Here is a 23312-nt window from a genome sequence, read left to right as displayed (position 1 = left end):
CCACACCCGAGCGGATCGCTACACCGGCTCCAGGCTTTTCGTCAGGTAGACCCGATGAAAGCCCGAGTCCCCGGCGCGGTGGGTTTCGACATAACCCAGCCGCGCATACAGCGCCAGGTTCTCGCTCATGGCCTCGTTGGTGTACAGGCGAATCGCCGAACACCGCGCATCGAGCGCGGCCTGTTCGGCGAACGCCATCAACACCCGGCCCAGCCCGCGCCCTTGATATTCCGGGCCGAGCGCGACGTTATCGAGCAACATCGCCTCCTTCTCGCGAATCAGTACCAGGATACCGGCCACTTGCCCGGACACCTCCAGCACCCACAGGTGCCCGGCCTGCTGCAGGGCGGCATAGTTTTCCAGCATCGGGCCGGGCTCTCGCCCCATTCGCGGGATGTAGACGCGGTAAGCCGCGTCGACGATGGCTTCGACCCGAGGCAGGTCCAGCACTTCAGCCAGGCGCATGATCGATTGCATATTCGAGACTTTCCTTGATCTGCAGGTGCATGGAAAAAGATTGCCTGATATTAATGCCCTACTCCGCCGCCGATGGACCGAGCATGAAATTCGACAAAGCCTATTGCGTCAGCCTGGACGAGAAACTGACGATCTACGATGTCCGCGACCTGAACTTCGACGAGACCGTGGCGTTCGATTCGGCCAGGGAGCGTTTCCAGTGCCCGAACGATACCTGCCGTGCGGCCTTCGACAGCACCAACCAACTGACGACCTACAATGCCACGAATGTGCGCTTCAAGCGCACCCCGCACTTCAGGAACATGCCCAGTACGCAGCACCTGGCGGACTGTCCATACCTCAGCCCGGAAACCATCCCGAGCGTCCTCGACCCCGACCACCCGCTGAACGAGATCGAGGGCGAACAGAACTTCCCGGTCGAACTGCTGCTGACCCGTCGCGTCTACGCGCGCAAGGCGCCCACCGGCAATGACTCCGGCCTGGCGGCGACGGCTCCCGATATCATGCGGTCGCCCGCCGGGAATGCCGCCGACGACGCGCCCAGGCCGCTGCCGAACCGCACCAGTGTTTTTGCCCATCCGGTGGAGTGTTTTGTCTCCAATTTCGCCAACAAGGAACTGCTCAAGCGCATGCCGCTGACCATCGGCGAGCAGAGCCTGAACTACAACGCCTTTTTCAAGAAAGTCGAGTACTGTCAGGACCGCAAGGGCCTGATCTACTGGGGTCGGATCAAGGAGATCAAGGACTACAAGAGCAGCTTCAGCATCGTCTTCGACAAGCCGGTCTGGGCCGACAAGAAGCGCTATTCGGTAAATATCTACCTGAGCAAGGGCCTGATCGAAAACTACCGCCAGCGCACAGCGTTCCTGGCGGAAATCAAAAGCGTGATCGACCAGGCCGACGATCTCTACTGTTTTTTCTACGGCGTCACGCCGGAGCTGAAACAGGTCCCGAGCAAGAAAAACCCGGAACAGACCTTCAGTGTCTTCAGCTGTGAAATCGAGAACCTGGATCACTTCCTGATTCGCGAAGCGCCAGGACTCGATGCGGGTTGATCCGGATCACTCGGCCGTGGTGGAGAGCCCGGCCGAGGCCCCGGCCCACTGGTAGGTCTTGTGCGCCGCGCAACGGGTATCGGCGGCCTTGGAGCGGTCGAAGACGAACTCGAATGTCACCGCGCCCTGATAGTCCGTGCGCACGATCCGGTTGACGTCGAGCATATGCCAGCTGCCGTCCTGCTTCAGTGAGTCCGGCGAGTGATAGACATCACTACCCCTGACCACTCCCTGCCGATTCAACGTGTCCAGGTGAAAATTGACGTTGGCCTTGTTGCCACCGCCCTGGCCGTCGCTGCGGACAATCCGGTAGCGCACGGCACTGACATCGAAGTACGCCGTACTGCCGGCTGAGGCGAACACCACCCTGGCCTCCAGTTCCCCGCGAAAGCGTCCCACCGAGCAGGAAAAATAATCGGTGCGACTCCCCACCAGCAGCTCCGCCGGAGAGGACTCGATGCCGTCGGTGGCGGTGGAAGATGCGGCGATCCTTTCATTGGAGCCCAGACCGGGCCCCGTCTGCGCGCCAGTGGAACAGGCAGTGAAAACCAGCCCCGCGCACAGCAATGTACTGAATAAACCTCTGACAGCTCTCATCATGAATTCCATTTGAACGATTCGAAAACCCGGGTCCGTCTCCACGGCCCGATCCGGGCAAGGCCGTCATCGGCCTTCACCCCATCGACTCATTCAAGCCAAAACCGCCTGGACCGGACAAGCGCACAACCGAGCTGCAACAGGCGGGGGGAATCCGATCCGGACGTCGGAGTCGGGCCTGGTCTGTGCCGGGCGTCAGTCCTGGCGCCGGGCAGCTCCGAACAGGTGGACGCTCTGCAGCTCGCCGGCCTGCGCCACCAGGCGAATCGGCGCGGTGCCTCCGGGCATGCTGACCCGCACCTCGCCCGCCCTCACCCAACCGACCTGCCAGGCCGCGCAGGCCACGGCACTGGCGCTGGTTCCCGAGGACGCGGTCGGCCCTTCGCCACGCTCGAACACCCGCGCCCGCAGGTGCCCCAGCCCCTCGAGCGTCGCCCATTGCAGATTGATGCCGGCCGGACACGGTTCTCCAGCGCCCAGAGGCGGCGCGAAGGCGATCGTGGTCAACCCCGCCTCCAGTGCCGGCTCAAGCATCTGCGCGTTGCTCGGCAATGCCGATGCCTCGTCGACCAGGGTCACGCAATGGGGATTGCCGATCCGCACGAACTGGCTGCGCTGCCAGGCGCTGTTCAGCCTCGCCAGACCCGGGATATGGCTCAGGTGGCGGCCATTCGACCCGGCATCCCCCATACCGGCGGCCGCGACGGCAGCAGGACCGAACACCGGCTTCCCCAACGCCAGCCAGAAACCCTGGATACCTTCGACCTGTGCCGGCTCGACCACCGTGACCACGGGAGAGCCGCCGCCCGGTTGATCGTGATGGACCTGCAATCGACAGCTTCCTTGCGCCGGGAGCAGGCCTTGCTCGGCCAGCGCCTGGGCGAAAATCGTCAAGCCGTTGCCGCTGCGCTCGGCCAGGGTGCCGTCGGTATTGATGATCAGCAGATCGAAGGGGGCTGCGGACTGGAACGGCCCCACCAGCAGCCCATCGGAACGATGGTGCTTGCCACCTCGCCCGGGTGCCTGGTCGCCCCAGCCGCACAACGCCTCCACCGCCCCCGCGGTCCAGGTCAGCCGCTGCGAGGCCGCCTGCGCCGCGTCCAGCGGCACCTCGAAGCCCAGGCCACGCACTTCATCGGGGCTCGCCACGGCATAGATATTCCCGCGTGCGTCGTAAAACGTCGGCATACGCCCTCTCTGCAACCGTTCACTTGAGCCCACCACTCTAGCCTTGATCGGTCGCGGAAAAAATATTCCCGCGCAGGCATTTTCCCGCGGATTGGCTAGGCTCCTGTCTGTCGATGTCCTGCTGTCGTCGACGCGCGAACCCCTATCTTTCGCAGAGGACATACCATGAACAGCAAGGACCCCGTGGCAGAGCTGTACCGTGAAGGCCGCAAGCAGTTTATCGAGTTGGTACCTGATGGCGGCGCACGCCTGGATGCGCTGTTTCATACCGCGCCGGCATTGGGCGAATTGGCGGTCGGCGTCGTCTACGGCCATCTGCACGAGCGCCCCGGTCTCGATCCGCGGTTGCGCGAAGCCGCGACCTTCGCCGCCATCGTTGCCGCCGGCATGGTCGGGCCACCGCTCAGCGTGCATTTCAAGACCGGCCTGGCTTCGGGCCTGGCTCCCGGCGAATACACCGAACTGCTGTTGCAGGCCTCTGCCTTCACCGGTTTCCCACGCGCGGTAACCACCGCTGACCAGCTCAACCATCTGTTTGCCGACGCCGGAATGGTTTCGCCACCGGCCAGGCCGCCAAGGGCCGTGGTGCTGGCGTTCTGTGACACGGTGCGGGAAAACCATGACCACAACCCTTTCCCGCTCCCACGGGCAGCACGGGATCTGCTGCGCAAACCCCATCAACTCCAGGCCACCGCCACGGCGGCGGACCGGGTGCTGGTGGAATGCTACCAGGCAGGTCAGCCGGCCCCCCGTGGCGTATTGCAGTTTCGCGTCGAGGGCGAACAGATCGTCGCCGTGACGCTCTTCACCCCCGACTAGCGCACCAGGCACGGACGCTTGTTGTCGAACGACCAGCCCGGGATCAGGAACTGCATCGCCACGCTGTCATCCCGGGCGCCAAGGCCCATGTTCCGGTAGCACTCGTGGGCCTTGGCCACTGCGTCCAGATCCAGTTCGATACCCAGTCCCGGCTTTTGCGGTACCTGGATAAAACCGTCGACGATCTGCAACGGCTCCCGGGTCAGGCCCTGGCCGTCCTGCCAGATCCAGTGGGTGTCGATGGCGGTGATCTCACCCGGTGCCGCGGCCGCGACATGGGTAAACATCGCCAGGGAAATGTCGAAGTGATTGTTGGAGTGCGAACCCCAGGTCAGGCCCCATTCATGGCACATCTGGGCAACCCGGACCGAGCCCTGCATGGTCCAGAAATGCGGATCGGCCAGGGGGATATCTACTGCGTGCAACTGGATCGCATGGCCCATTTCCCGCCAGTCGGTGGCGATCATGTTGGTTGCCGTCGGCAGCCCCGTGGCACGGCGGAATTCGGCCATCACCTCGCGCCCCGAATAACCGTTCTCCGCACCGCAGGGATCCTCGGCGTAGGCCAGCACATCGTGCTTGTCGCGGCACAGGGCAATCGCCTCCTTGAGCGACCAGGCGCCGTTGGGATCGAGGGTGATCCGCGCCTGGGGGAAACGTTCGGCCAGGGCAGTCACCGCCTCCATCTCCCGGGCACCATCGAGCACGCCGCCCTTGAGCTTGAAATCATTGAAACCGTAACGTGCCTGGGCAGCCTCGGCCAGACGGACAATGGCTTCGGGGGTCATCGCCTGCTCATGCCGCAGGCGCAACCAGGCGTCGTCGGCCTCGGCTTCATTGCGATAGGCCAGGTCGGTACGACCCCGATCACCGATATAGAACAGATAACCGAGGACCTTGACCGCGTCTCGCTGTTGCCCCTCACCAAGCAACGCCGCCACCGGCACGCCGAGGAACTGGCCGAGCAGATCGAGCAAGGCCGCCTCCAGCGCCGTCACCGCATGAATGGTGATACGCAGGTCGAAAGTCTGCTGCCCGCGACCGCCCGAATCGCGTTCGGCGAAAGTCTGGCGCACCTGGTTGAGCAGCTTCTGGTAATTGCCGATGGACTGGCCCAGCAGCAGCGAGCGGGCGTCCTCCAGGGTGGCGCGAATCCGCTCGCCGCCGGGGACTTCGCCGACGCCCGTGCGCCCGCTGCTGTCGGTGATGATCACGATATTACGGGTAAAGAACGGGCCGTGGGCACCGCTGAGGTTCAGCAGCATGCTGTCGTGGCCGGCCACCGGGATAACCTGGAAACCGCTGATCACCGGCGTCTGGCCGGCGGCATTGAGGGGCTGTGTAGTCATGGTTGGTACCTGTCGGCAAAAGCGTCGTTCAATGGGGTTTGTTCAGGGCCGGGCTGACGATCCCCGGTAGCGCGTGGGAGGCCTTGGGCCGGGTTCGGGCATAGAACACCAGGATCGCCGCCAGCACCGAGGTCGCGGCCAGGCCGTAGAGGCCACCCTGGATCGAACCCGTGCGCTCCTCCAGCAAGCCGAAGGTGGCCGGCGCGACAAAGCCGCCGAGGTTGCCGGTGGAGTTGATCAGGGCAATGACGCCCGCCGCGATCCGCGCATCCAGGTAGGCCTGGGGAATCGGCCAGAACAGCGACGAAGCGGATTTGAAGCCGATGGCGGCGAAACACACCGCGACAAAGGCAAACACCGGACCGCCGGTGGTGGACATGAACATCCCCGCCGCCGCCACCAGCAGCGCGGTGGCAACCCAGGCCTGTTGGTGCTTCCACTTGCCCGAGGCCGCCGCGAAGGCGTACATGGCAATGATCGAGATCAGCCAGGGAATGGAGTTGAAGAAACCGACCTGCAGATCGCTGAGGTCGCCCATTTTCTTGATAATGCTGGGCAACCAGAAGGTCGCGGCGTAGATGGTCAGCTGAATGCAGAAGTACAGCAGGCAGAACAGCAGGATCTGACGATCCTTGAGCAAGGTCCAGATCGACGGTTTGACCGGCATCGACGCCTCGCGGGCACTCTGCTCATCCTCGATCACCTGCACCAGCACGTCCTGCTCGGCGACGCTCAGCCATTTGGCATCTTTGGGCGTGGAGTCGAGCCAGAACCAGGTGAAGCCGCAGAGCACCACCGAGGCCAGGCCTTCGATGATGAACATCCATTGCCAGCCGTGCCAGCCGAAGCCTTCGATCTGCAACAGGGCCCCGGACAACGGGCCGGAGATCAATGACGCCAGGGCCGAACCGCTGAGGAAAATGGCAATCGCCTTGCCCCGCTCCACGCCGGGCAGCCAGCGGGTGAAGTAGTAGATCACCCCCGGAAAGAAGCCGGCCTCGGCCACCCCGAGCAGGAAACGCAGGATATAGAAGTGGGTTTCGTTCTGGACAAAGGCCATCGCCGTGGCGACCAGGCCCCAGGTGAACATGATGCGGGTCAGCCAGAGCCGAGCCCCGACCTTCTGCAGGAACATGTTGGAAGGCACTTCGAACAACGCATAACCGATGAAGAACAGCCCAGCACCAAAACCATAGGCGGCGGCACCGATGCCCAGGTCATGCTCCAGGTGCGTGCGCACGAAGCCGATATTCACCCGGTCGATGTAGTTGACGATAAACATGATGACGAACAGCGGCAGCACATGGCGCTTGACCTTCGCCACGGCGACGGCCAGCAGTGAATCACGCTCCGGTATTCCGGACGGATCGAGGGTGTTGTTCACGACGGTCTCCCACGGGTTATTTTTGTGTGCGGGGTGCTGGATCAGACGAACCAGTCGACAGTCATCATACGAGTAGAAAAATTTGTTAACAAGTGGCTTAGGGAGGTTCAGAATCTGCCAGGTTTCAAAAAAAGATATTAACAATGAATAAATAGTTGTTTTTATTAGTATTTATTAAAACTAGCTTCGTAAATCAACACCCCCTTCAAATCCACGTTTTATGGCAGCCGCAAAAAATCAACCGATGAAAGCCTTGAAAAGCACACTCGTCATACATGTATAACAGCCCTTGTGCACAGCTTGTCTGACGAGTGTTAAGCTCATCGCTCATTTCTGCGCGACACGATCATGAGCCTCGATACCGACCTTCCTGCACCGCGCCGCAAGCGCACGCCCAACCTGGCCACCGACCTGGTCAATCACCTGACCCAGCAGATCCGCCTGGGACAGTTGAAACCGGGGGAAAAGCTGCCTTCGGAAAGCACCATCGTGCGTGAGCACAAGGTCAGCCGTACAGTGGTCCGCGAGGCGATATCCAAGCTGCAGGCCTCGGGCTGGGTGGAGACTCATCACGGGGTTGGCAGTTTCGTCCTGGAACGCGAGGAAGCCCATGGCCTGCGCCTGAGCGCCGACACGGCGCTGAGCGTGCGCGACATCCTCGAACTGCGCCTGGGCCTGGAGACCCAGGCCGTCGCCCTGGCGGCACGACGGCGCAGCGACGCACACCTGCGGCAGATGCGTGAAGCCCTCGACGAATACCAGAGCCTGCTGGCCAACAACGACAGTTGCGTAGCCGCCGACCAGCGTTTCCACCTGCTGATCGCCGAGGCCACCGGCAACCCGTACTTCGCTGAAATCCTCTTGCACCTGGGGCAATCGATGATCCCGCGAACCCGGGTACAAGGCGCTGAACGCGGCGACGCCGACCTCGCCCAACTGGGACAGTTGGCCAATCAGGAGCATGAAGCGATCCTCAACGCGATCCAGCGCCAGGATGCCGATGCGGCGCGGGCGGCGATGTGGACCCACCTGAGCAACAGCCGGGAGCGGTTTTCCCGGGAATAGCAAACCGATCGCTCCCATATCGAGGTGCGATCGTTCCCACGCTCTGCGTCCGCTTTTGTGACGCAAAGCGTTCAGGCCGGAATCCGTCGACAGTCCTCCGGCCCCAGCAATCGCCCGTCCGCGGCTCGCAGTTCGAGAAGCCTGAGGGGCAAGCCCTGCTCGCGGTCGACCATCCGCGAATGCGTTTCCTGCGGACCGTAGAAATGGGCCTCGCCCCACTGGCGCAGGCCGATGATCAGGTTGAACAACCCCCTGCCCTTTTCCGTCAGCACATACTCCTGATAGGCACTGCCATCCGAGGCCGGAACAACCGCCAGCACCCCGTGCCCCACCAGGCTTTTCAAACGGGCGGCGAGGATATTCTTGGCCAGGCCGAGGTTGCGCTGAAACTCGCCGAAGCGACGAATGCCGTCGAACGCGTCGCGAATGATCAGCAACGACCAACCGTCGCCAATGGCATCCAGTGAGCGGGCCACCGGGCATTCGGCGGCTTCCAGGCTGGAACGCTTGACCATGACTCGGGCTCCTGCAAGAAAATGTGGTTGCAATATAAAACCACGCGCCCTAGGGTACAACTGGTTTCAAAAAGCAACCACAACCCAAGGAGCCCTCATGGCGCTGGAAGTCCCGATCACCACCGATACCCAAGAGCCGAGCGCCGGACTTTCCCCGGCAGTCGTCCTGCTGTTCGCCGTCGCCTGCGGGCTCTCGGTCGGCAATGTCTATTTCGCCCAACCACTGCTGGATGCCATGGCCGAGACCTTTGCCATGGACCACGCCATGGTCGGTGGCGTGATTACCCTGACCCAGGTCGGCTATGGCTTGGGACTGCTGTTGCTGGTGCCCCTCGGCGACCTGCTCGACCGCCGTCGGCTGATCGTCGGGCAGATGCTGCTGTCGGTGCTGGCGCTGCTGCTCAGTGCCCTGGCGCCCAACAGCTTCTGGCTACTGCTGGGCATGGGCCTGGTCGGGCTGCTGGCGGTGGTGACCCAGACCCTGGTGGCTTATGCCGCGCAACTGGCGGCAGCGGGCGAACGTGGCCAGGTCGTCGGCACGGTCACCAGCGGCATCGTCGTCGGCCTGCTGCTGGCGCGCAGCGTTTCCGGGGGCATGGCCGATCTGGCCGGCTGGCGTTCGGTCTACCTGCTGTCGTCGGGACTGACGCTGGTCATGGCGCTGATGCTCTGGCGGGTGCTGCCCCGGTACGAACCGGCCAAGGCCCGCCAGGCCTACGGTGCACTGATCGTGTCGGTGTTCAGTCTGTTCAAGGAAGAAAAGATCCTGCGTGACCGGGCCGTGCTGGCGATGCTGATTTTCGCCGCCGGGACGGTGCTATGGACACCGCTGGTCCTGCCCCTGAGCGCCCCGCCGCTGTCGCTGTCGCATACCGAGATCGGCCTGTTCGGTCTCGCCGGGGCTGCCAGCGCCCTGGGCGCCGCGCGCGCCGGACACTGGGCGGATCGCGGCTGGGCGCAATGGACCAGTGGCCTGTCGTTGCTGCTGATGCTGTTGTCGTGGTTGCCGATCGCCTTTACCCAATCGTCGCTCTGGGCCTTGCTGCTCGGCGTGATTACCCTCGATCTGGGTTTACAGGCGGCGCATGTCACCAGCCAGACCCTGATCTACGGCGTCAGGCCACAGGCGCAAAGCCGCCTGGCGGCGGGTTACATGCTGTTCTATTCGCTCGGCAGCGCGGCCGGGGCCCTCGGGGCCACGGCCATGTATGCATGGGCGGGCTGGCCGGGCGTCTGCCTGCTGGGAGCTGGAATCAATGCCCTGGCGCTGGGGTACTGGGGATGGTCACTGCGGGTGGTGAAAAATCCTTGAATGAGGGTCGCCTGGACTGGCCTCTTCGCGGGCAAGCCCACTCCCACAAGGGTTCGAGCCAACCACAAATGCCGCACACCCCGCCGTCCCTGTGGGAGCGGGCTTGCCCGCGAAGGCGCCAGCCCTGACACCCCACTGTTTCAATCCTTGCCGCGCACCATGCTTTGCAGCACGCCATCCCGACGAATCCAGCCATGGAACAAGGCCGCGGCCAGGTGCATCAACACGGTCAGGAACAACAGGTACGCCAGGTAGCCGTGGGCCTTGCGCAGGAAGGCAAAGGTCGTGGCATTGGCCGAGAGCAGCGCCGGCAGTTCAATCGAACTGCTCAGCATCACCGGATCGCCGGCCGCTGAAATCATCGCCCAACCCAACAGCGGCAACACCAGCATCAAGGCGTACAGCAGCACATGGGACAGCTTTGCCGCCAGCACTTGCCAGCCCGGCAGGTCCTCTGGCAAGGGCGGTTGCCGGGTACTGAAACGTACAACCAGACGCACGATCACCAACGCCAGGATCGCAATCCCCAGCGGCTTGTGCAGATGGATCAGCCACTCATGCCGGGCCGACACCGACGCCACCATCCCGGCACCGATAAACAGCATCGCCAGGATCATCAGGGCCATCAGCCAGTGCAGCAGGCGCGCCAGGGGGGCGAAATGCTTCGAAGGGGCGCTCATGGGCGGGACTCCTGTTTGGCGTGACCGGCAGGCAACTGGCCGACTTCACTGGTACGACGCAGATAGGAACTGGCGTAGGCCGCCGAACGCGCCGCCAGCAACGGATCGGCCGAAGCCTCGATGCCACTGGGCAGTACCAGCGGGTCGTAATTGATATCGCGGCAATCGCCGCTGTCCTGCGGTTGGGTGCTCTCCAGCACCAGGGTCCCGGCATTCAGCACCTTGTGCTCGCCGGTCCAGGCCTTGCTGGCGTCATCGGTCGGGTCGCCGGGATTGGCCAGGGTAATGCGCAATTGCCATTTCAACGGGCCGGCGGCCAGTCGCTGTTCCAGGTCCTGGCTCAGGAAATCGGCGCCTGCCGGTGCCACGGCACCCGGGGCATCCTGGCTCAACGGCACATAACCCCAACGTACCGCCTGGCGCTGACCGGCGGCGTTCACCAGGTAGAAGGCGTTCAGCCCGTTATAGCTTTCGGTGGCATAGCTGGCCGATGGCTTGGCGGTCTTGACCCACTGCAGGAAGGGCGCGGTCTCCGGATGACCGGCAAAAAACGCCGCCATCGCCGCCGGGTTCGGCTTGCCGGTGGCCGGGTCCGGCGCGGACGCCTTGAGCTGCTCGAAGAAGGCTTCTGGCGTCCCCACCGGGAACACCGGCATGCTGTTCATCCCGGTGCGCCATTGTTGGCCATTGGCGAGAATGAAGCGCAGGCCCAGGCTGCGGATCGGCACACTGCTGTCCGGCGCATAGGGGTTGCCGCTGGGTAGGGCAAAGCGCCCCTCCACCGGCACGCTACCTTCGGCGAACACCTTGGCAATCGAATACGGACGCGCTTCAGCACTGCTTTCGAAATAGCCGGCGACGCACACGCCCTTGGCATGGTTACGCCGGAACCCCGGATGCAGGCCATTGTTTTTCTCGAAGGTATCGACAATACGCGTCGGCGTCAGGCGCTGCGGGTCGAGCCGGCCACTGACATAGGCAAAGGCCCCGGCCAGCGCCGCGACCACCACGGCGATACCAGCCAGGCGCAAGGCCTTGCTCGAACCGCTGAGGGGCGGCGGGGTGTGATCTACCATGAAAGAACTCCAGGGCCTCAGGCGGCCACACGGTGAAGGAGCTATAAGACGAAGGTCGCGGTGGTTTATTCCAGGCACCCCGATTTATTTTTCGAATATTTATTTTCCGGCCGTTGGAATAACCTTGCGAGCCAGGCGTCTTCCTTGTCCAAGCGTAGTGACTGATGAAGAACCTGCAGGATTCCATGAACGATCTCGACGAACAGTTACGTGAACTGATCCCCCGCATGCGGCGCTTCGCCGTGTCGCTGACCCGTAACCCGAGCAGCGCCGACGACCTGGTCCAGGCCAGCCTGGAGCGGGCCTTGTCCAGCTGGGGTGAAAAGCGTCCCGAGGGCGATCTGCGCGCCTGGCTGTTCTCGATTCTCTACCGGCAGTTCCTCGATGCCCACCGCCGCAACCGGCGGTATGCGCGGATGCTCGAGTTCTTCACCGGGCGCGACGATGCCCAGCCGTCGGTGGAGCGCACGGTGGTGGCGCAATCGACCCTGGAAGCCTTCGAACAACTGCCCACCGAACAGCGGGCCCTGCTGCTCTGGGTCTCGGTGGAAGGCTTGAGCTACAAGGAAGTCGCCGAGATCCTCGACGTCCCCACCGGTACCGTGATGTCACGCCTGTCCCGCGCCCGCCAGGCCTTGCGCCAGATCAGCGACGGCGAAATCACCAGCCCTTCCCTGCGGATACTGAAATGATCACTATTCCTCCCAGCGAACGCGATTTGCACGCCTATGTCGACCATCAGCTCAGCGATGCCGACCGGCAAATGATGGACACCTACCTGGCCACGAACCCGGAGATGGCCCAACAGGTCCGCGACTGGCAGCGCGATGCCCAGCATCTGCGCGCGGCCCTCGGCGGAGCCCTGCAGATGCCGGCCAATCCACAACTGGACCCGGCGATGATCCGTCAACGCCTGCGTGGCCAGTCGCGCCGTCACCTGGCCAGCGCGGCCGTGCTGCTGATCGCCGTGAGCGTCGGCGGCCTCAGCGGCTGGCAGGCACGACAGATGACCTACCCGACCCCGGCGCCGATGGCCGACGCGGTGCAGGCCTATCGCATGTTCGCCACCCAGGACATCCTGCCGGCGGACTTCAAGGTCGAGCAGAACGGCGACCTGCAAGGCTGGCTCGATCGTTACTTCACCCAGGCCAACCGCCTGCCGAACCTGCAGAACGCCGGGTTCAAGCCGGTCAGTGCGCGCTTGCTGAGCACCGAGCAGGGCCCCGCGGCGATGGTCCTGTACGAAGACCCGCAAGGGCGGCGAATCAGCTACTACATGCGTCCGCCAGGACCGCAGAAGCATTTTCTGGAGCGTGGCCGTCGGCGTGACGGCGAACTCCAGGCCGAGTACTGGTCCGGTGGCGGCTACAACTATGCCATGGTCACCCCGGCCGATACCCCGGCGGCGCAGGTGCTGCAACAGACCACACAGTTCTGAAGCCTGACTGCACTGATCGCTCCCACGCTCCGCGTCACGACAGCGGACGCAGAGCGTCCAGAGAGGCCTTCCCACGCAGAGCGTGGGAACGATCTCCTGCCTCTTATTCCGACGCACCGAAGATCTGCGAAGGCCGGCGCAGCAGCGGATCGAACGGATTGATCCGTGGCCCGATCAGCGCCGCCTCGCGCTTGAGCAATTCCACCACCGTCGGCAGCCGATCCGGCCCGAGGCGATCACTGATGGTCGCCACGCTCAAGGCGGCGACCGCCCGCCCTTCGCGATCGAGGATCGGCACCGCCACCCCCGCCATCCCCTGCAACACGCCGGTATTGCGCCCGGCGTAACCCAGCTTGCGGACGCTCTCCACTTCCGAACGCAGGAACACCTCGTCGTACAGGTGAAAGTCCCGCAGGCGCGGCAGGTTGTAGCGAATCACCGTTTCCCGCTCGTCCTCCGGCAGGAACGCCAGGATCGCCAGGCTGCCTTGACCAACGCCCAGTGCCACGCGGCCGCCGATATCGCCGGTAAAGGTGCGGATCGGAAACGGCCCTTCACTGCGGTCCAGGCAGATCGCATCAAAACCGCTGCGTGCCAGCAGGAACAGCGAGTCGCCGAGGGACGCCGACAGACGCAGCAACGCCGGGCGCACCAGCTCGCGCAGATTGCCGCTCTGCCCGGCCCGGGCCGCCAGGGCGAAGAACTCCAGGCTCAGGCGATAGCGTTTGCTGCGCCCGTCCTGTTCCACCATTCCTTCGTCCATCAGACTGCGCAGCAGGCGGTGGGTGGTCGGCTGGGACAAACCGATGTGCTCGGCCAGTTGCGTCACCCGCGCGCCGCTTTCCGGTGTCTCCCCCAGGCTGCGCAGTACCGCGAACAGTCGGGACACTGCACCGACACCAACTTCATTTTTACTTTCATTCCGTTCAGTGGAATTCATAAGACCATTTCCAACATAAAAATTTGCTGAATGAATGAAAGTGAAAATAGTCATTCTTTCAGTGAAATTCAGGCTTTCGCACATCCTAGGCTTCGTCCTACTCTGCGTCCACAAGGGGCGATTCGAACAACATCGGTAGCCGACACACGTCGAGCACCACGCACCCCCGCAACGCCCTTTCGTCTCTGCCCATGACAAAAAAGCACGCCCCGGCGTGCACAACAAATACAGGTGGAACGCAGTTATGGCCTTTCTACGACTTGAAGGCGTGTGCAAGCGCTATGGCGCCATCGAAGCGGTGGTCGCCACCCAGCTCTCGGTAGACAAGGGCGAGTTCGTCTCGTTGCTCGGTCCCTCCGGGTGCGGCAAGACCACGACCCTGCAGATGATCGCCGGCTTCGTCGAGGTCAGCGCCGGCCGGATCCTCCTCGACAACCGTGATATCACTCACGCCAAGCCCAGCAGCCGTGGCCTCGGCGTGGTGTTCCAGAGCTACGCGCTGTTCCCTCATATGACGGTCCGCGACAACGTCGCCTTCGGCCTGCGCATGCGCAAGGTGCCAGCCGACGAAGTCCAGCAGCGGGTGGCGAAGGTACTGCAACTGGTGCGCCTGGATCGACACGCCGAGCGTTATCCACGTGAGCTGTCCGGCGGCCAGCGCCAGCGCGTCGCCCTCGCCCGGGCCCTGGTGATCGAGCCGCCGGTGCTGCTGCTCGACGAGCCGCTGTCCAACCTCGACGCCAACCTGCGCGAAGAAATGCAGTTCGAGATCCGCCGCATCCAGCGCGAAGTCGGCATCACCACGCTGATGGTCACCCACGACCAGGCCGAAGCCCTGTCCATCAGCGACCGCGTGGTGGTGATGGAGGCCGGGCGGATCACCCAGATCGACGAACCCTACAAACTCTACGAACACCCGCGTACCCGTTTCATTTCCGGCTTTGTCGGCAAGGCCAACCTGCTGCCCGGCGACCGCGACGCCAGCGGCTGCCCGCAAGTGCGCCAGTTACCAGGCGAAGGCGCGCTGATCCTGAGTCTGCGTCCGGAAAAGATCGATCTGCTGGCCGCCGGTTGTGGACGTCTGCAAGGACGCATCCTCAGCCGCTTTTTCCTCGGCAGCCAGTGGCTGTACCGCATCGACAGCGCTATCGGGGAAATCACCGTGGTCCGCCGCAATGACGGCTCGGCGCCGCTGAACGAAGGCCTGGCGGTCGGCCTGGACTGGCCGAGCGAACTGCTGCGGGTCCTGGAAAGCGGCGAGGTGTCGGCATGAGTCTGCTGGCCCGCATGCGCCAGGGGCGCCACGGCTACCTGCTGTCGGCGCCGGCCCTGACCCTGTATATCGGCCTGCTGGTCCTGCCGCTGGGGCTGACCGCCGTCCTTTCGTTCAACGTCTTCGATTACCAGACCGGCATCAAGGGCGACGCCTACACCCTGGAACACTACGGCGTGCTGCTGAGCGATCCATACTTCTACGAGATCTTCCTGCGCACCTTCTGGATCAGCGGCCTGACCACCCTGCTCTGTGTGGTGATCGGCGTGCCCGAGGCCTACATCCTCAGTCGCATGGGCGCGCCGTGGCGCTCGATCTTCCTGATCCTGATCCTGACGCCGCTGCTGATTTCGGTGGTGGTCCGGGCCTTTGGCTGGAGCCTGCTGCTCGGTGCCGACGGCCTGGTCAACCAGAGCCTGCAAGCCATCGGCCTGGCCCCGATGAAGCTGCTCTACACACCGTTCGCGGTAGTGATCGCGCTGGTCCACGTGATGCTGCCGTTCATGATCATCCCGGTCTGGACCTCGTTGCAGAAGCTCGACCCCGCCGCCGAACAGGCCGCGTTGTCCCTCGGCGCCAGTCACGCCAAGGTGATGCGCCTGGTGGTACTGCCACAGGTCATGCCCGGCGTGTTGTCCGGCACCCTGATCGTGTTCGGCCTGTCCGCCAGCTCCTTCGCGATTCCCGGCCTGCTCGGCGGGCGGCGGCTGAAGATGGTCGCGACACTGGTCTACGACCAGTACCTGTCGGAACTCAACTGGCCGATGGGCGCAGCAATTGCCGTGACGCTGCTGCTGCTCAACCTGCTGATCATGCTGTCGTGGAACCGGATGATCGAGCGTCGCTACAAGAAATCCCTGGGGGCTGCGTAAATGTCCAGAAACGGCCCGTTGGCCCTGTTGTTCCACAGCCTGATCGTGGTGTTCATGATGGCGCCACTGGTGGTGGTATGCCTGGTGGCCTTCACCCCGGAAAACACCCTGAGCCTGCCGACCACGGACTTCTCGTTGCGCTGGTTCCGCGCGGTGTTCGAACGCGCGGACTTCGTCCAGGCGTTCTACAACAGCCTGATCCTGGCCTTCAGCGCCGCCAGCCTGGCCACCCTGATCGCCGTCCCGGCGGCCCTGGCGATGACCCGTCATCAGTTCCCCGGACGGGACTTTCTCAATGGCCTGTTTCTATCGCCGATCATCATCCCGCACCTGGTGCTCGGAGTGGCGCTGTTGCGGCTGTTCGCCCTGATGGGCGTCAACGGCAGCTTCAGCTGGCTGATCTTTGCCCACGTGCTGGTGATCACGCCCTATGTGCTGCGCCTGGTCCTGGCCGCTGCCATCGGCCTGGACCGTAGTGCCGAGCAAGCCGCCGAATCCCTCGGTGCCGGACGCTTCACGCTGTTCCGCCAGATCACCCTGCCGATGATCCTGCCCGGCGTGGCCGGCGGCTGGCTACTGGCCTTTATCAACAGCTTCGACGAAGTGACGCTGTCGATCTTCGTCACCTCCCCCGCGACCCAGACGCTGCCGGTGCGCATGTATGTGTACGCCACCGAATCCATCGATCCGATGATGGCGGCGGTTTCGGCCCTGGTGATCGCGCTGACGGCCTTGACGATGATTCTCCTCGACCGGGTCTATGGCCTGGACCGGGTACTGGTAGGTAAACAATGAGGGCGATATGGCGCTGCTGAAACGACTGGCCGAGCGCGACCGCCCGGCCCTGGACTTTACCCTCGACGGCAAACCGGCCAGCGGCCTGCAGGGCGATACCCTGCTGACCGCGCTGCTCACCAACGGTGAATACCTGCGCCACAGCGACTTCAGCGGCGAGCCCCGCGCGGGGTTCTGCCTGATGGGCGCCTGCCAGGACTGCTGGGTTCGACTGGCCGACGGGCACCGGGTGCGCGCCTGTTCGACCCTGCTCGAAGCCGGGCAGCAGGTCAGCCGCGAAGGGAGCGCACGCTCATGACTGCGGTGGTGATCGTCGGTGCCGGTCCGGCCGGGATTCGTGCCGCTCAGACCCTGGTCGAACATGGCCTGCGCCCGGTATTGCTGGATGAGTCCACCCGCGGCGGCGGTCAGATCTATCGCCGCCAGCCGGAGAATTTTCGCCGTTCGCCGCAGCAGTTGTATGGTTTCGAAGCCCGCAAGGCCGGCGCGATCCACCAGACCCTCGATAACCTGCGCGGGCAACTCGACTACCGTCCCGAGACCCTGGTGTGGAACGCCGAGGACAGCGCTCTCGATACCCTGCAACAAGGTCGCGCCGGGCGTCTCGACTACCGCGCCGTGATCGTCGCCACCGGCGCCACCGACCGGGTGTTGCCCGTGCCCGGCTGGACACTGCCGGGGGTCTACAGCCTCGGTGCGGCGCAGATTGCCCTGAAGTTCCAGGGCTGCGCCATCGGCCAGCAGGTGGTATTCGCTGGCAGCGGCCCCCTGCTCTACCTGGTGGCGTACCAGTATGCCAAGGCCGGGGCCAAGGTCGTCGCGGTCCTCGACAGCTCGCCCTTCGCCGCACAATGCAAAGCCTTGCCGGGAATGCTCGGACAACCGCTGACCCTCGCCAAGGGCCTGTACTACCGGACCTGGCTGAGCGCCCATGGAGTCCCCGTACATCAGGGCGCACAACTGGAGCGGATCGACGGCGGGCAACGGGTCAGCGCACTGCACTGGCGTCAGGCTGGCCGCTCGCGTTCGCTCGAATGTGATGCCGTGGCCTTTGCCCATGGCCTGCGCAGCGAGACCCAACTGGCGGATCTGCTGGGCTGTCATTTCAGCTGGAATCCGTTGAACCGCAGCTGGTTGCCAGACCGTGACCGCGCCGGTCGCAGCAGCGTGGCCGGGATCTACCTGGCCGGCGACGGCGCCGGCATCATGGGTGCCGATGCGGCGGAAATGGCCGGTGAACGCGCGGCCCTGGCGCTGTTGGAAGACCTGGGTCACAGCGTCGATCCGGCACGCGGCAACCGCCTGGAACAACGCCTGGCGCGTATCGAGGGTTTTCGTCAGGGCCTGGAAAACGCCTTCCCGTTTCCCACGCAATGGGCACGTGATGCCGCGGATGAACTGATGCTCTGTCGTTGCGAGGAAGTGCGGGTCGTCGACGTGCGCGCGGTGGTCCGCGAGGGCCATTGGGAAATCAATCGGGTCAAGGCCCATTGCCGAGTCGGCATGGGGCGCTGTCAGGGACGGATCTGCGGCGCGGCGGCAGCGGAGATCATCGCCTGCGAAAGCGGCCTGGCCCTGGACACCATCGGCCGCCTGCGTGCCCAGGCGCCGATCAAGCCGCTGCCGTTCGGCGTGGAGATCGCGCCATGATCGATATCGAAGTAGCGATTCTCGGCGGCGGTATCGTCGGCGCCTCGGCGGCCCTGGCCCTGAGTCGCCAGGGCCGCGGCGTGGTGCTGCTGGAACGGGATTTCTGCGGTTCCCATTCCAGCGGTGTCAACTACGGCGGTGTCCGTCGCCAGGGCCGTCCGCTGTCGCAGTTGCCGCTTTCCCAGCGTGCCCACGGTATCTGGAGCCGCCTGCCCGAACTGATCGGTATCGATGGCGAATACCAGCGCTCCGGGCATCTCAAGCTGGCCCGCAGCCTCGACGACCTCGCCGCCTTGCAAACCTATGCCGACAGCAGCCAGGGTTTCGGGCTCAACCTGCAGATACTCGATCGCACGCAGTTGCACCGGCGTTTCCCCTGGGTCGGGCAGATCGCCGAGGGGGCATCGTTCTGCCCCGATGACGGCCACGCCAACCCGCGACTGGTGTCCCCGGCGTTTGCCCGTGCCGCTCGCCAGCTCGGTGCAAACATATTGGAGCAGAGCGAGGTCAGCCGGGTCGAGCATGACGGCCGACACTTTCACCTGCACACCCGGAACGGCCACGAGATCCGTGCCGCCTGGCTGCTCAATTGCGCCGGTGCCTGGGCCGGCAATCTCGCCGCGCAATTCGGTGACGCCGTGCCCATGCATTCCGGCCATCCGGCCATGCTGGTGACCGAACCGTTGCCGCTGGTGATGGACGCCAGCACCGGCGTCGAGGGGGGCGGCATCTATGCCCGCCAGGTCGCTCGCGGCAACTGCGTGCTCGGCGGCGGCCAGGGCTTTGCCCTTGACGGCGCCCGTGCCCGCCCGGGACAGACCGCCGTGCTGGAGATTCTCCGGCAGGCCGTCGAGCTCTACCCGTTTCTCGAAGGTGCCCAGGCGATTCGCACCTGGAGCGGCACCGAAGGCTACCTCCCCGACCGTCAGCCGGTGATCGGCCCGAGCGCCAGCCAACCCGGCCTGCTGCATGCCTTCGGCTTTGCCGGGGCGGGCTTCCAGATCGGCCCGGCGGTGGGCGAGGTACTCGCCGAACTGGTGTGCCAGGGCCAGTCGTCGACACCGATCGAAGCTTTTGCCATTACCCGTTTCCACGCCACTCCCGCCGTTTGAGCGGGCCGTCAGAACCCAGAGGAAGATCGCGCCATGAAGAACTCCCCACGCAATGCCCTGATCGGTTTGTCCTGCCTGCCTCTCACTGCCCTGCTGCTCGCCGCGCCGGCCCAGGCCGAGCCCACGCTGTACCTGGGCATGAACGGCGGGACCATGGAACGCCTGTACAGCGACAAGGTGCTACCGCCCTTCGAAAAGGCCAACAACGTCAAGGTAGTCATCGTGCCCGGCACCTCCGCGGACATCCTCGCCAAGGTCCAGGCGAGCAAGGACAACCCGCAGCTGCACGTGATCTTCCTCGATGACGGGATCATGTACCGGGCGATCTCCATGGGCCTGTGCAGCAAGCTCGCCGACAACCCGACCCTGGCGCAGATCCCGGCCAAGGGACGGATCAAGGATGAAGCGGTGGCGGTCAGCCTGGGCGTGACCGGGCTGGCCTACAACACGCGTCTGTTCAAGGAAAAAGGCTGGGCCGCGCCGACCTCATGGATGGACATGGCGGACAGCAAGTACAAGGACAAGCTGGTGTTCCAGTCGATGTCGTCCTCGACCTTCGGCCTCCACGGTTTCCTGATGTTCAACCGGCTCCAGGGCGGCAGCGAGACCAATGTCGACCCGGGTTTCAAGGCGTGGCCGAACAGTGTCGGGCGCAACGTGCTGGAGTACATCCCGAGTTCGGCCAAGCTCTCGGAGATGGTCCAGACCGACGAGGCGGCGCTGTTCCCGCTGACCCCGACCCAGGTCACCGCGCTCAAGCTCAAGGGCATCCCGGTGGAGTACGCCCAGCCCAAGGAAGGCGCGGTGGTGCTGAACGTGGCCGAATGTGCGATCGCCAACAACACCCAGCCGGAACTGGCGCAGAAGCTCGCCGAATTCCTGTTGACCCCCGAGGCCCAGGCGGCGGCACTGGAAGATGGCGACCAGATCCCGTCCAACCCCAACACCCCGACCACCGACCGCACCCGCGGCCAGGTCGAGGCCATGAAAAAATACCTGGATACCGCGGTGGCCATCGACTGGGACCAGGTCAACGTGCTGCGCCCGGAATGGAACGCCCGCTGGAACCGCAGCATCGAGCGCTAGTCGCCACGGCTGTTCACTTGAAGAAACACCATCAGTTCTGTGGTGAGCGGGCTTGCTCTGGGCGGTATTCCGACGCTGGGGGGTGAAGCGCCCCCAAAACCTGCTATCGCGGTACATCAGATATGACGCGGGCTATGGTTTTACGGCGGCTGCGCAGCCGAGCGCGGGCAAGCCCGCTCGCCACAAGTATGCAACCAAGCATCGACGTAGCGGGGCGGCCAAGCGCAGCAGTGAGGCGTCCCGACAAGCCTGTTCGCCACCCGGGCGATGGGTTCTGTAATACGCAGTAAACTCTCCATAACCCATGTCATTCCCTGGGCTGCTAGCGTTCACAACACCTCCTCCAGCCAAAGAGTGCAACGGATTGCCTCGACGCCCCGACTCACATCGTCTGCGCATGGGTCGATACTCCGAACCAGGACACGCCTACCTGGTCACGGCAGTGGTACATGACCGATCACCGCTATTTGCCAATTGGCAACTGGGACGCCTGCTCGTTGCAGAAATGAGGCGGGCCCATGAACAAGGACAGGTGGACTCCATGGCCTGGGTGATCATGCCGGACCATTTCCACTGGTTGTTTCAGCTGCACCACCGCCACCTTTCCCGGGTGATTGGCAGCGTCAAATCCCGCAGTACATTGACCATCAATCAGGCGACTCGCGGCTACGGCCGTTTCTGGCAAGGCGGTTATCACGACAGGGCCATTCGCGACGGCGAAGACCTTCGCAATACCGCCAGATATATCGTTGCCAACCCTCTGCGCGCCGGCCTGGTCAAGCGGATCGGCGACTATCCATTATGGGATGCCATCTGGCTCTGAACATGCCCCCCAATGTGGCGAGCGTCCGAACACGCAAATGCTGAGCTCTGACAATCTCTGTCGCAGCAACGAAAACCGCGCTCACATTCAGCCAGACTAGCGTGATCTGAAAAGCATCCCAATGTGGCGAGCGGGCTTGCCCGCGTGGGGGTGCGAAGCGCCCCCAAAACCTGCTATCGCGGTACATCAGATATAACGCGGGCAGTGGTTTTACGGCTGCTGCGCAGCCGAGCGCGGGCAAGCCCGCTCGCCACAATAAGCGTCCGAGCACGCAAATGCTGAGCTCTGACAATCTCTGTCGCAGCAACGAAAACCGCGCTCACATTCAGCCACACTAGCGTGATCTGAAAAGCATCCCAATGTGGCGAGCGGGCTTGCCCGCGTTGGGGTGCGAAGCGCCCCCAAAACCTGCTATCGTGGTACATCAGATATAACGCGGGCTGTGGTTTTACGGCTGCTGCGCAGCCGAGCGCGGGCAAGCCCGCTCGCCACAATAAGCGTCCGAACACGCAAATGCTGAGCTCTGACAATCTCTGTCGCAGCAACGAAAACCGCGCTCACATTCAGCCACACTAGCGTGATCTGAAAAGCATCCCAATGTGGCGAGCGGGCTTGCCCGCGTTGGGGTGCGAAGCGCCCCCAAAACCTGCTATCGCGGTACATCAGATATAACGCGGGCTTTGGTTTTACGGCTGCTGCGCAGCCGAGCGCGGGCAAGCCCGCTCGCCACAATAAGCGTCCGAGCACTGCAATGCGGTGCCCCCACGACAAAGCGTCCAAGCACTGCAATGCAATGTCACCACATATGCACAACCGAGCATCGGCTCAAAAACCCACATCCAGAATCACGTTGTCGGTGTAGGTCCCGGCCGGCGGTGTGGTCTGGTCGGTGTAGATCTTGGCGTTGTAGTTGAACACCTGGCTGCCCAGACCCAGGCCGTTGCCCGGGTTGACCTCGGCGTCGCTGCTGGAACGGCGGGCCGCGCCGACGCTGCCCCACACCGTGGTGCCCGCGCTCTTGAAGATGTCGTAGGCCAGCAGATTGCCTCCCGAGATCATGTTCCGCCGACCGCCGCCGGCATGCTGGCCCGGGTCCAGGCCGACCGTATAAGGACTGCCCTTGGTACACGACACGTTGATGGTCTGGTTGACCGTGCCGAAGGCGCTGACCACCGGCGCCCCATCGAAGCTGATATTCGGCGCGCTCACCGTGCAATCGTTGCTGACGGTCATGTTCACCGTCAGGCTGGCCGTCCCGTTGCTGGCGTCACGGCCCAGGCAGATGCCCAGCGCACCGATGCCGGCGCAATAGTTCCAGTCCCAGTAGATGCTCAGGGTCTCGGTGTAGATCCCCGCCGCGACGTTGCTGCCGATGATTGTCCCGAAGTAGATCGGCACGGTCTTGGGTGTTGAGCCGCCGAGCAGGCCCAACAGATCGATGATGCCGTTGCGGGCAAAGTCATAGGGCGTGTTGCGGGCGATCAGGTAGGCCGCGCCGGTATTGTTGCTGGCATAGATGTTGTAGCTGATCACATCACCGGTGGGGCCGACCATGCCGGCGGTGCTGGACGTGATGGTGGCATAGAAGTGATCGTTGGTGGTCAGCAGGGTCAGCAGCGAACCGGTACAGCGCAACCCTGCATTGGTGGTCGAGGTCGATTGCACCGTGGTCCGCGTCAGGATCGAACTCACCGGACCAAAGCCCGCCGCGGTCGTGGCGACCACCGAGCACAGTGCCTGGGCCTGGGACGCCAAAGCGCTCAACAGTAGACCCGAGACCAGACTACGCACCTTCATTCGACACCT

At 63.8% G+C, this 23312-nt stretch carries 24 protein-coding genes; 14 read left to right on the top strand and 10 right to left on the bottom strand.

From position 1 onward, the window contains the following. Positions 1-18 precede the first annotated feature (18 nt). Positions 19-477 (bottom strand): GNAT family N-acetyltransferase, encoded by a 459-nt coding sequence (locus HX851_RS11860; protein WP_177056434.1) that lies wholly within the window; start codon positions 475-477, stop codon positions 19-21. Between the two features lie 83 nt (positions 478-560). Here HX851_RS11860 and HX851_RS11855 point away from each other — a divergent pair, with 83 nt between their 5' ends. Next, a complete protein-coding gene (locus tag HX851_RS11855; protein WP_177056435.1) occupies positions 561-1532 on the top strand; it encodes a hypothetical protein in 972 nt (323 codons plus the stop codon). A gap of 6 nt (positions 1533-1538) precedes the next feature. On the opposite strand, the gene HX851_RS11850 is transcribed toward HX851_RS11855, so the two are convergent. Next, positions 1539-2129 carry a hypothetical protein gene (locus tag HX851_RS11850; protein WP_177056436.1) on the bottom strand — a complete coding sequence of 197 codons (591 nt, stop codon included), beginning with the start codon at positions 2127-2129 and terminating at the stop codon, positions 1539-1541. A gap of 195 nt (positions 2130-2324) precedes the next feature. Further along, on the bottom strand, positions 2325-3317 hold the full coding sequence (locus HX851_RS11845; protein ID WP_177065484.1) for a diaminopimelate epimerase: 993 nt from the start codon (positions 3315-3317) through the stop codon (positions 2325-2327). Positions 3318-3482: 165 nt separating this feature from the next. Between HX851_RS11845 and HX851_RS11840 the strand changes: the two genes are divergently transcribed. Then, positions 3483-4136, top strand: a complete 654-nt coding sequence (locus tag HX851_RS11840) for a carboxymuconolactone decarboxylase family protein (protein ID WP_177065482.1) — start codon at positions 3483-3485, stop codon at positions 4134-4136. Here HX851_RS11840 and gudD read toward each other — a convergent pair. Both gudD and HX851_RS11830 read right to left on the bottom strand, forming a co-directional pair. Further along, positions 4133-5485: a glucarate dehydratase gene (gene gudD / locus HX851_RS11835; protein ID WP_177065480.1), complete on the bottom strand. Its 1353-nt coding sequence runs from the start codon at positions 5483-5485 to the stop codon at positions 4133-4135. The two genes, HX851_RS11840 and gudD, sit on opposite strands and share 4 nt — an antisense overlap. Before the next feature lie 28 nt (positions 5486-5513). Beyond that, positions 5514-6869 (bottom strand): MFS transporter, encoded by a 1356-nt coding sequence (locus HX851_RS11830; RefSeq protein WP_177056440.1) that lies wholly within the window; start codon positions 6867-6869, stop codon positions 5514-5516. Between the two features lie 348 nt (positions 6870-7217). Between HX851_RS11830 and HX851_RS11825 the strand changes: the two genes are divergently transcribed. Continuing rightward, positions 7218-7934, top strand: coding sequence for a FadR/GntR family transcriptional regulator (locus HX851_RS11825; RefSeq protein WP_177056441.1), 717 nt, complete (start codon positions 7218-7220; stop codon positions 7932-7934). Between the two features lie 71 nt (positions 7935-8005). Here HX851_RS11825 and HX851_RS11820 read toward each other — a convergent pair whose 3' ends face one another. Next, positions 8006-8449, bottom strand: coding sequence for a winged helix-turn-helix transcriptional regulator (locus tag HX851_RS11820; protein ID WP_177056442.1), 444 nt, complete (start codon positions 8447-8449; stop codon positions 8006-8008). 97 nt (positions 8450-8546) lie between these two features. On the opposite strand from HX851_RS11820, the gene HX851_RS11815 reads away from it, so the two are divergent. Next, on the top strand, positions 8547-9761 hold the full coding sequence (locus HX851_RS11815) for an MFS transporter (protein ID WP_177065478.1): 1215 nt from the start codon (positions 8547-8549) through the stop codon (positions 9759-9761). A 140-nt stretch (positions 9762-9901) separates the two neighbouring features. On the opposite strand, the gene HX851_RS11810 is transcribed toward HX851_RS11815, so the two are convergent. Then, entirely contained in the window at positions 9902-10441 is a 540-nt protein-coding gene (locus HX851_RS11810) for a cytochrome b (RefSeq protein WP_177056444.1), read from the bottom strand. Next, entirely contained in the window at positions 10438-11517 is a 1080-nt protein-coding gene (locus HX851_RS11805) for a catalase family peroxidase (protein WP_177056445.1), read from the bottom strand. The genes HX851_RS11810 and HX851_RS11805 overlap by 4 nt, the downstream gene beginning before the upstream one ends. A gap of 185 nt (positions 11518-11702) precedes the next feature. On the opposite strand from HX851_RS11805, the gene HX851_RS11800 reads away from it, so the two are divergent. Together HX851_RS11800 and HX851_RS11795 are read left to right on the top strand one after the other, a co-directional pair. After that, the gene (locus HX851_RS11800) at positions 11703-12209 is read left to right on the top strand and encodes an RNA polymerase sigma factor (protein ID WP_042937213.1); all 507 of its coding nucleotides are present in this window, start codon (positions 11703-11705) and stop codon (positions 12207-12209) included. Further along, positions 12206-12955, top strand: a complete 750-nt coding sequence (locus HX851_RS11795) for an anti-sigma factor family protein (protein ID WP_177056446.1) — start codon at positions 12206-12208, stop codon at positions 12953-12955. Before HX851_RS11800 ends, HX851_RS11795 begins: the two co-directional genes overlap by 4 nt. A gap of 103 nt (positions 12956-13058) precedes the next feature. On the opposite strand, the gene HX851_RS11790 is transcribed toward HX851_RS11795, so the two are convergent. Then, positions 13059-13895, bottom strand: a complete 837-nt coding sequence (locus tag HX851_RS11790; RefSeq protein WP_177065476.1) for an IclR family transcriptional regulator — start codon at positions 13893-13895, stop codon at positions 13059-13061. Between the two features lie 244 nt (positions 13896-14139). Here HX851_RS11790 and HX851_RS11785 point away from each other — a divergent pair, with 244 nt between their 5' ends. From HX851_RS11785 to HX851_RS11750, 8 genes are all read left to right on the top strand, one after another. Further along, the gene (locus HX851_RS11785) at positions 14140-15168 is read left to right on the top strand and encodes an ABC transporter ATP-binding protein (RefSeq protein WP_177065474.1); all 1029 of its coding nucleotides are present in this window, start codon (positions 14140-14142) and stop codon (positions 15166-15168) included. Beyond that, positions 15165-16040, top strand: a complete 876-nt coding sequence (locus HX851_RS11780) for an ABC transporter permease (protein ID WP_177056449.1) — start codon at positions 15165-15167, stop codon at positions 16038-16040. Before HX851_RS11785 ends, HX851_RS11780 begins: the two co-directional genes overlap by 4 nt. After that, complete coding sequence (locus HX851_RS11775) at positions 16041-16835, top strand: ABC transporter permease (protein ID WP_177056450.1); 795 nt, start codon at positions 16041-16043, stop codon at positions 16833-16835. A gap of 7 nt (positions 16836-16842) precedes the next feature. Beyond that, positions 16843-17133, top strand: coding sequence for a (2Fe-2S)-binding protein (locus HX851_RS11770; RefSeq protein ID WP_177065472.1), 291 nt, complete (start codon positions 16843-16845; stop codon positions 17131-17133). Then, a complete protein-coding gene (locus tag HX851_RS11765; RefSeq protein WP_177056452.1) occupies positions 17130-18485 on the top strand; it encodes an NAD(P)/FAD-dependent oxidoreductase in 1356 nt (451 codons plus the stop codon). The genes HX851_RS11770 and HX851_RS11765 overlap by 4 nt, the downstream gene beginning before the upstream one ends. Continuing rightward, positions 18482-19597, top strand: a complete 1116-nt coding sequence (locus HX851_RS11760; RefSeq protein ID WP_177056453.1) for an NAD(P)/FAD-dependent oxidoreductase — start codon at positions 18482-18484, stop codon at positions 19595-19597. Before HX851_RS11765 ends, HX851_RS11760 begins: the two co-directional genes overlap by 4 nt. Positions 19598-19630: 33 nt before the next feature. Then, the gene (locus tag HX851_RS11755; protein WP_177056454.1) at positions 19631-20683 is read left to right on the top strand and encodes an ABC transporter substrate-binding protein; all 1053 of its coding nucleotides are present in this window, start codon (positions 19631-19633) and stop codon (positions 20681-20683) included. A 364-nt stretch (positions 20684-21047) separates the two neighbouring features. Further along, positions 21048-21506, top strand: coding sequence for an REP-associated tyrosine transposase (locus tag HX851_RS11750; RefSeq protein WP_177065470.1), 459 nt, complete (start codon positions 21048-21050; stop codon positions 21504-21506). 825 nt (positions 21507-22331) lie between these two features. On the opposite strand, the gene HX851_RS11745 is transcribed toward HX851_RS11750, so the two are convergent. Next, positions 22332-23303 carry a Csu type fimbrial protein gene (locus HX851_RS11745; RefSeq protein ID WP_177056456.1) on the bottom strand — a complete coding sequence of 324 codons (972 nt, stop codon included), beginning with the start codon at positions 23301-23303 and terminating at the stop codon, positions 22332-22334. Positions 23304-23312: the final 9 nt, after the last annotated feature.

The organism is Pseudomonas gingeri (assembly GCF_013385635.1).
In the GTDB taxonomy this organism is placed as follows: domain Bacteria; phylum Pseudomonadota; class Gammaproteobacteria; order Pseudomonadales; family Pseudomonadaceae; genus Aquipseudomonas; species Aquipseudomonas gingeri_A.
Note: the sequence above shows the minus strand (reverse complement) of the source record. Positions and strands in the feature narration are given on the sequence as shown.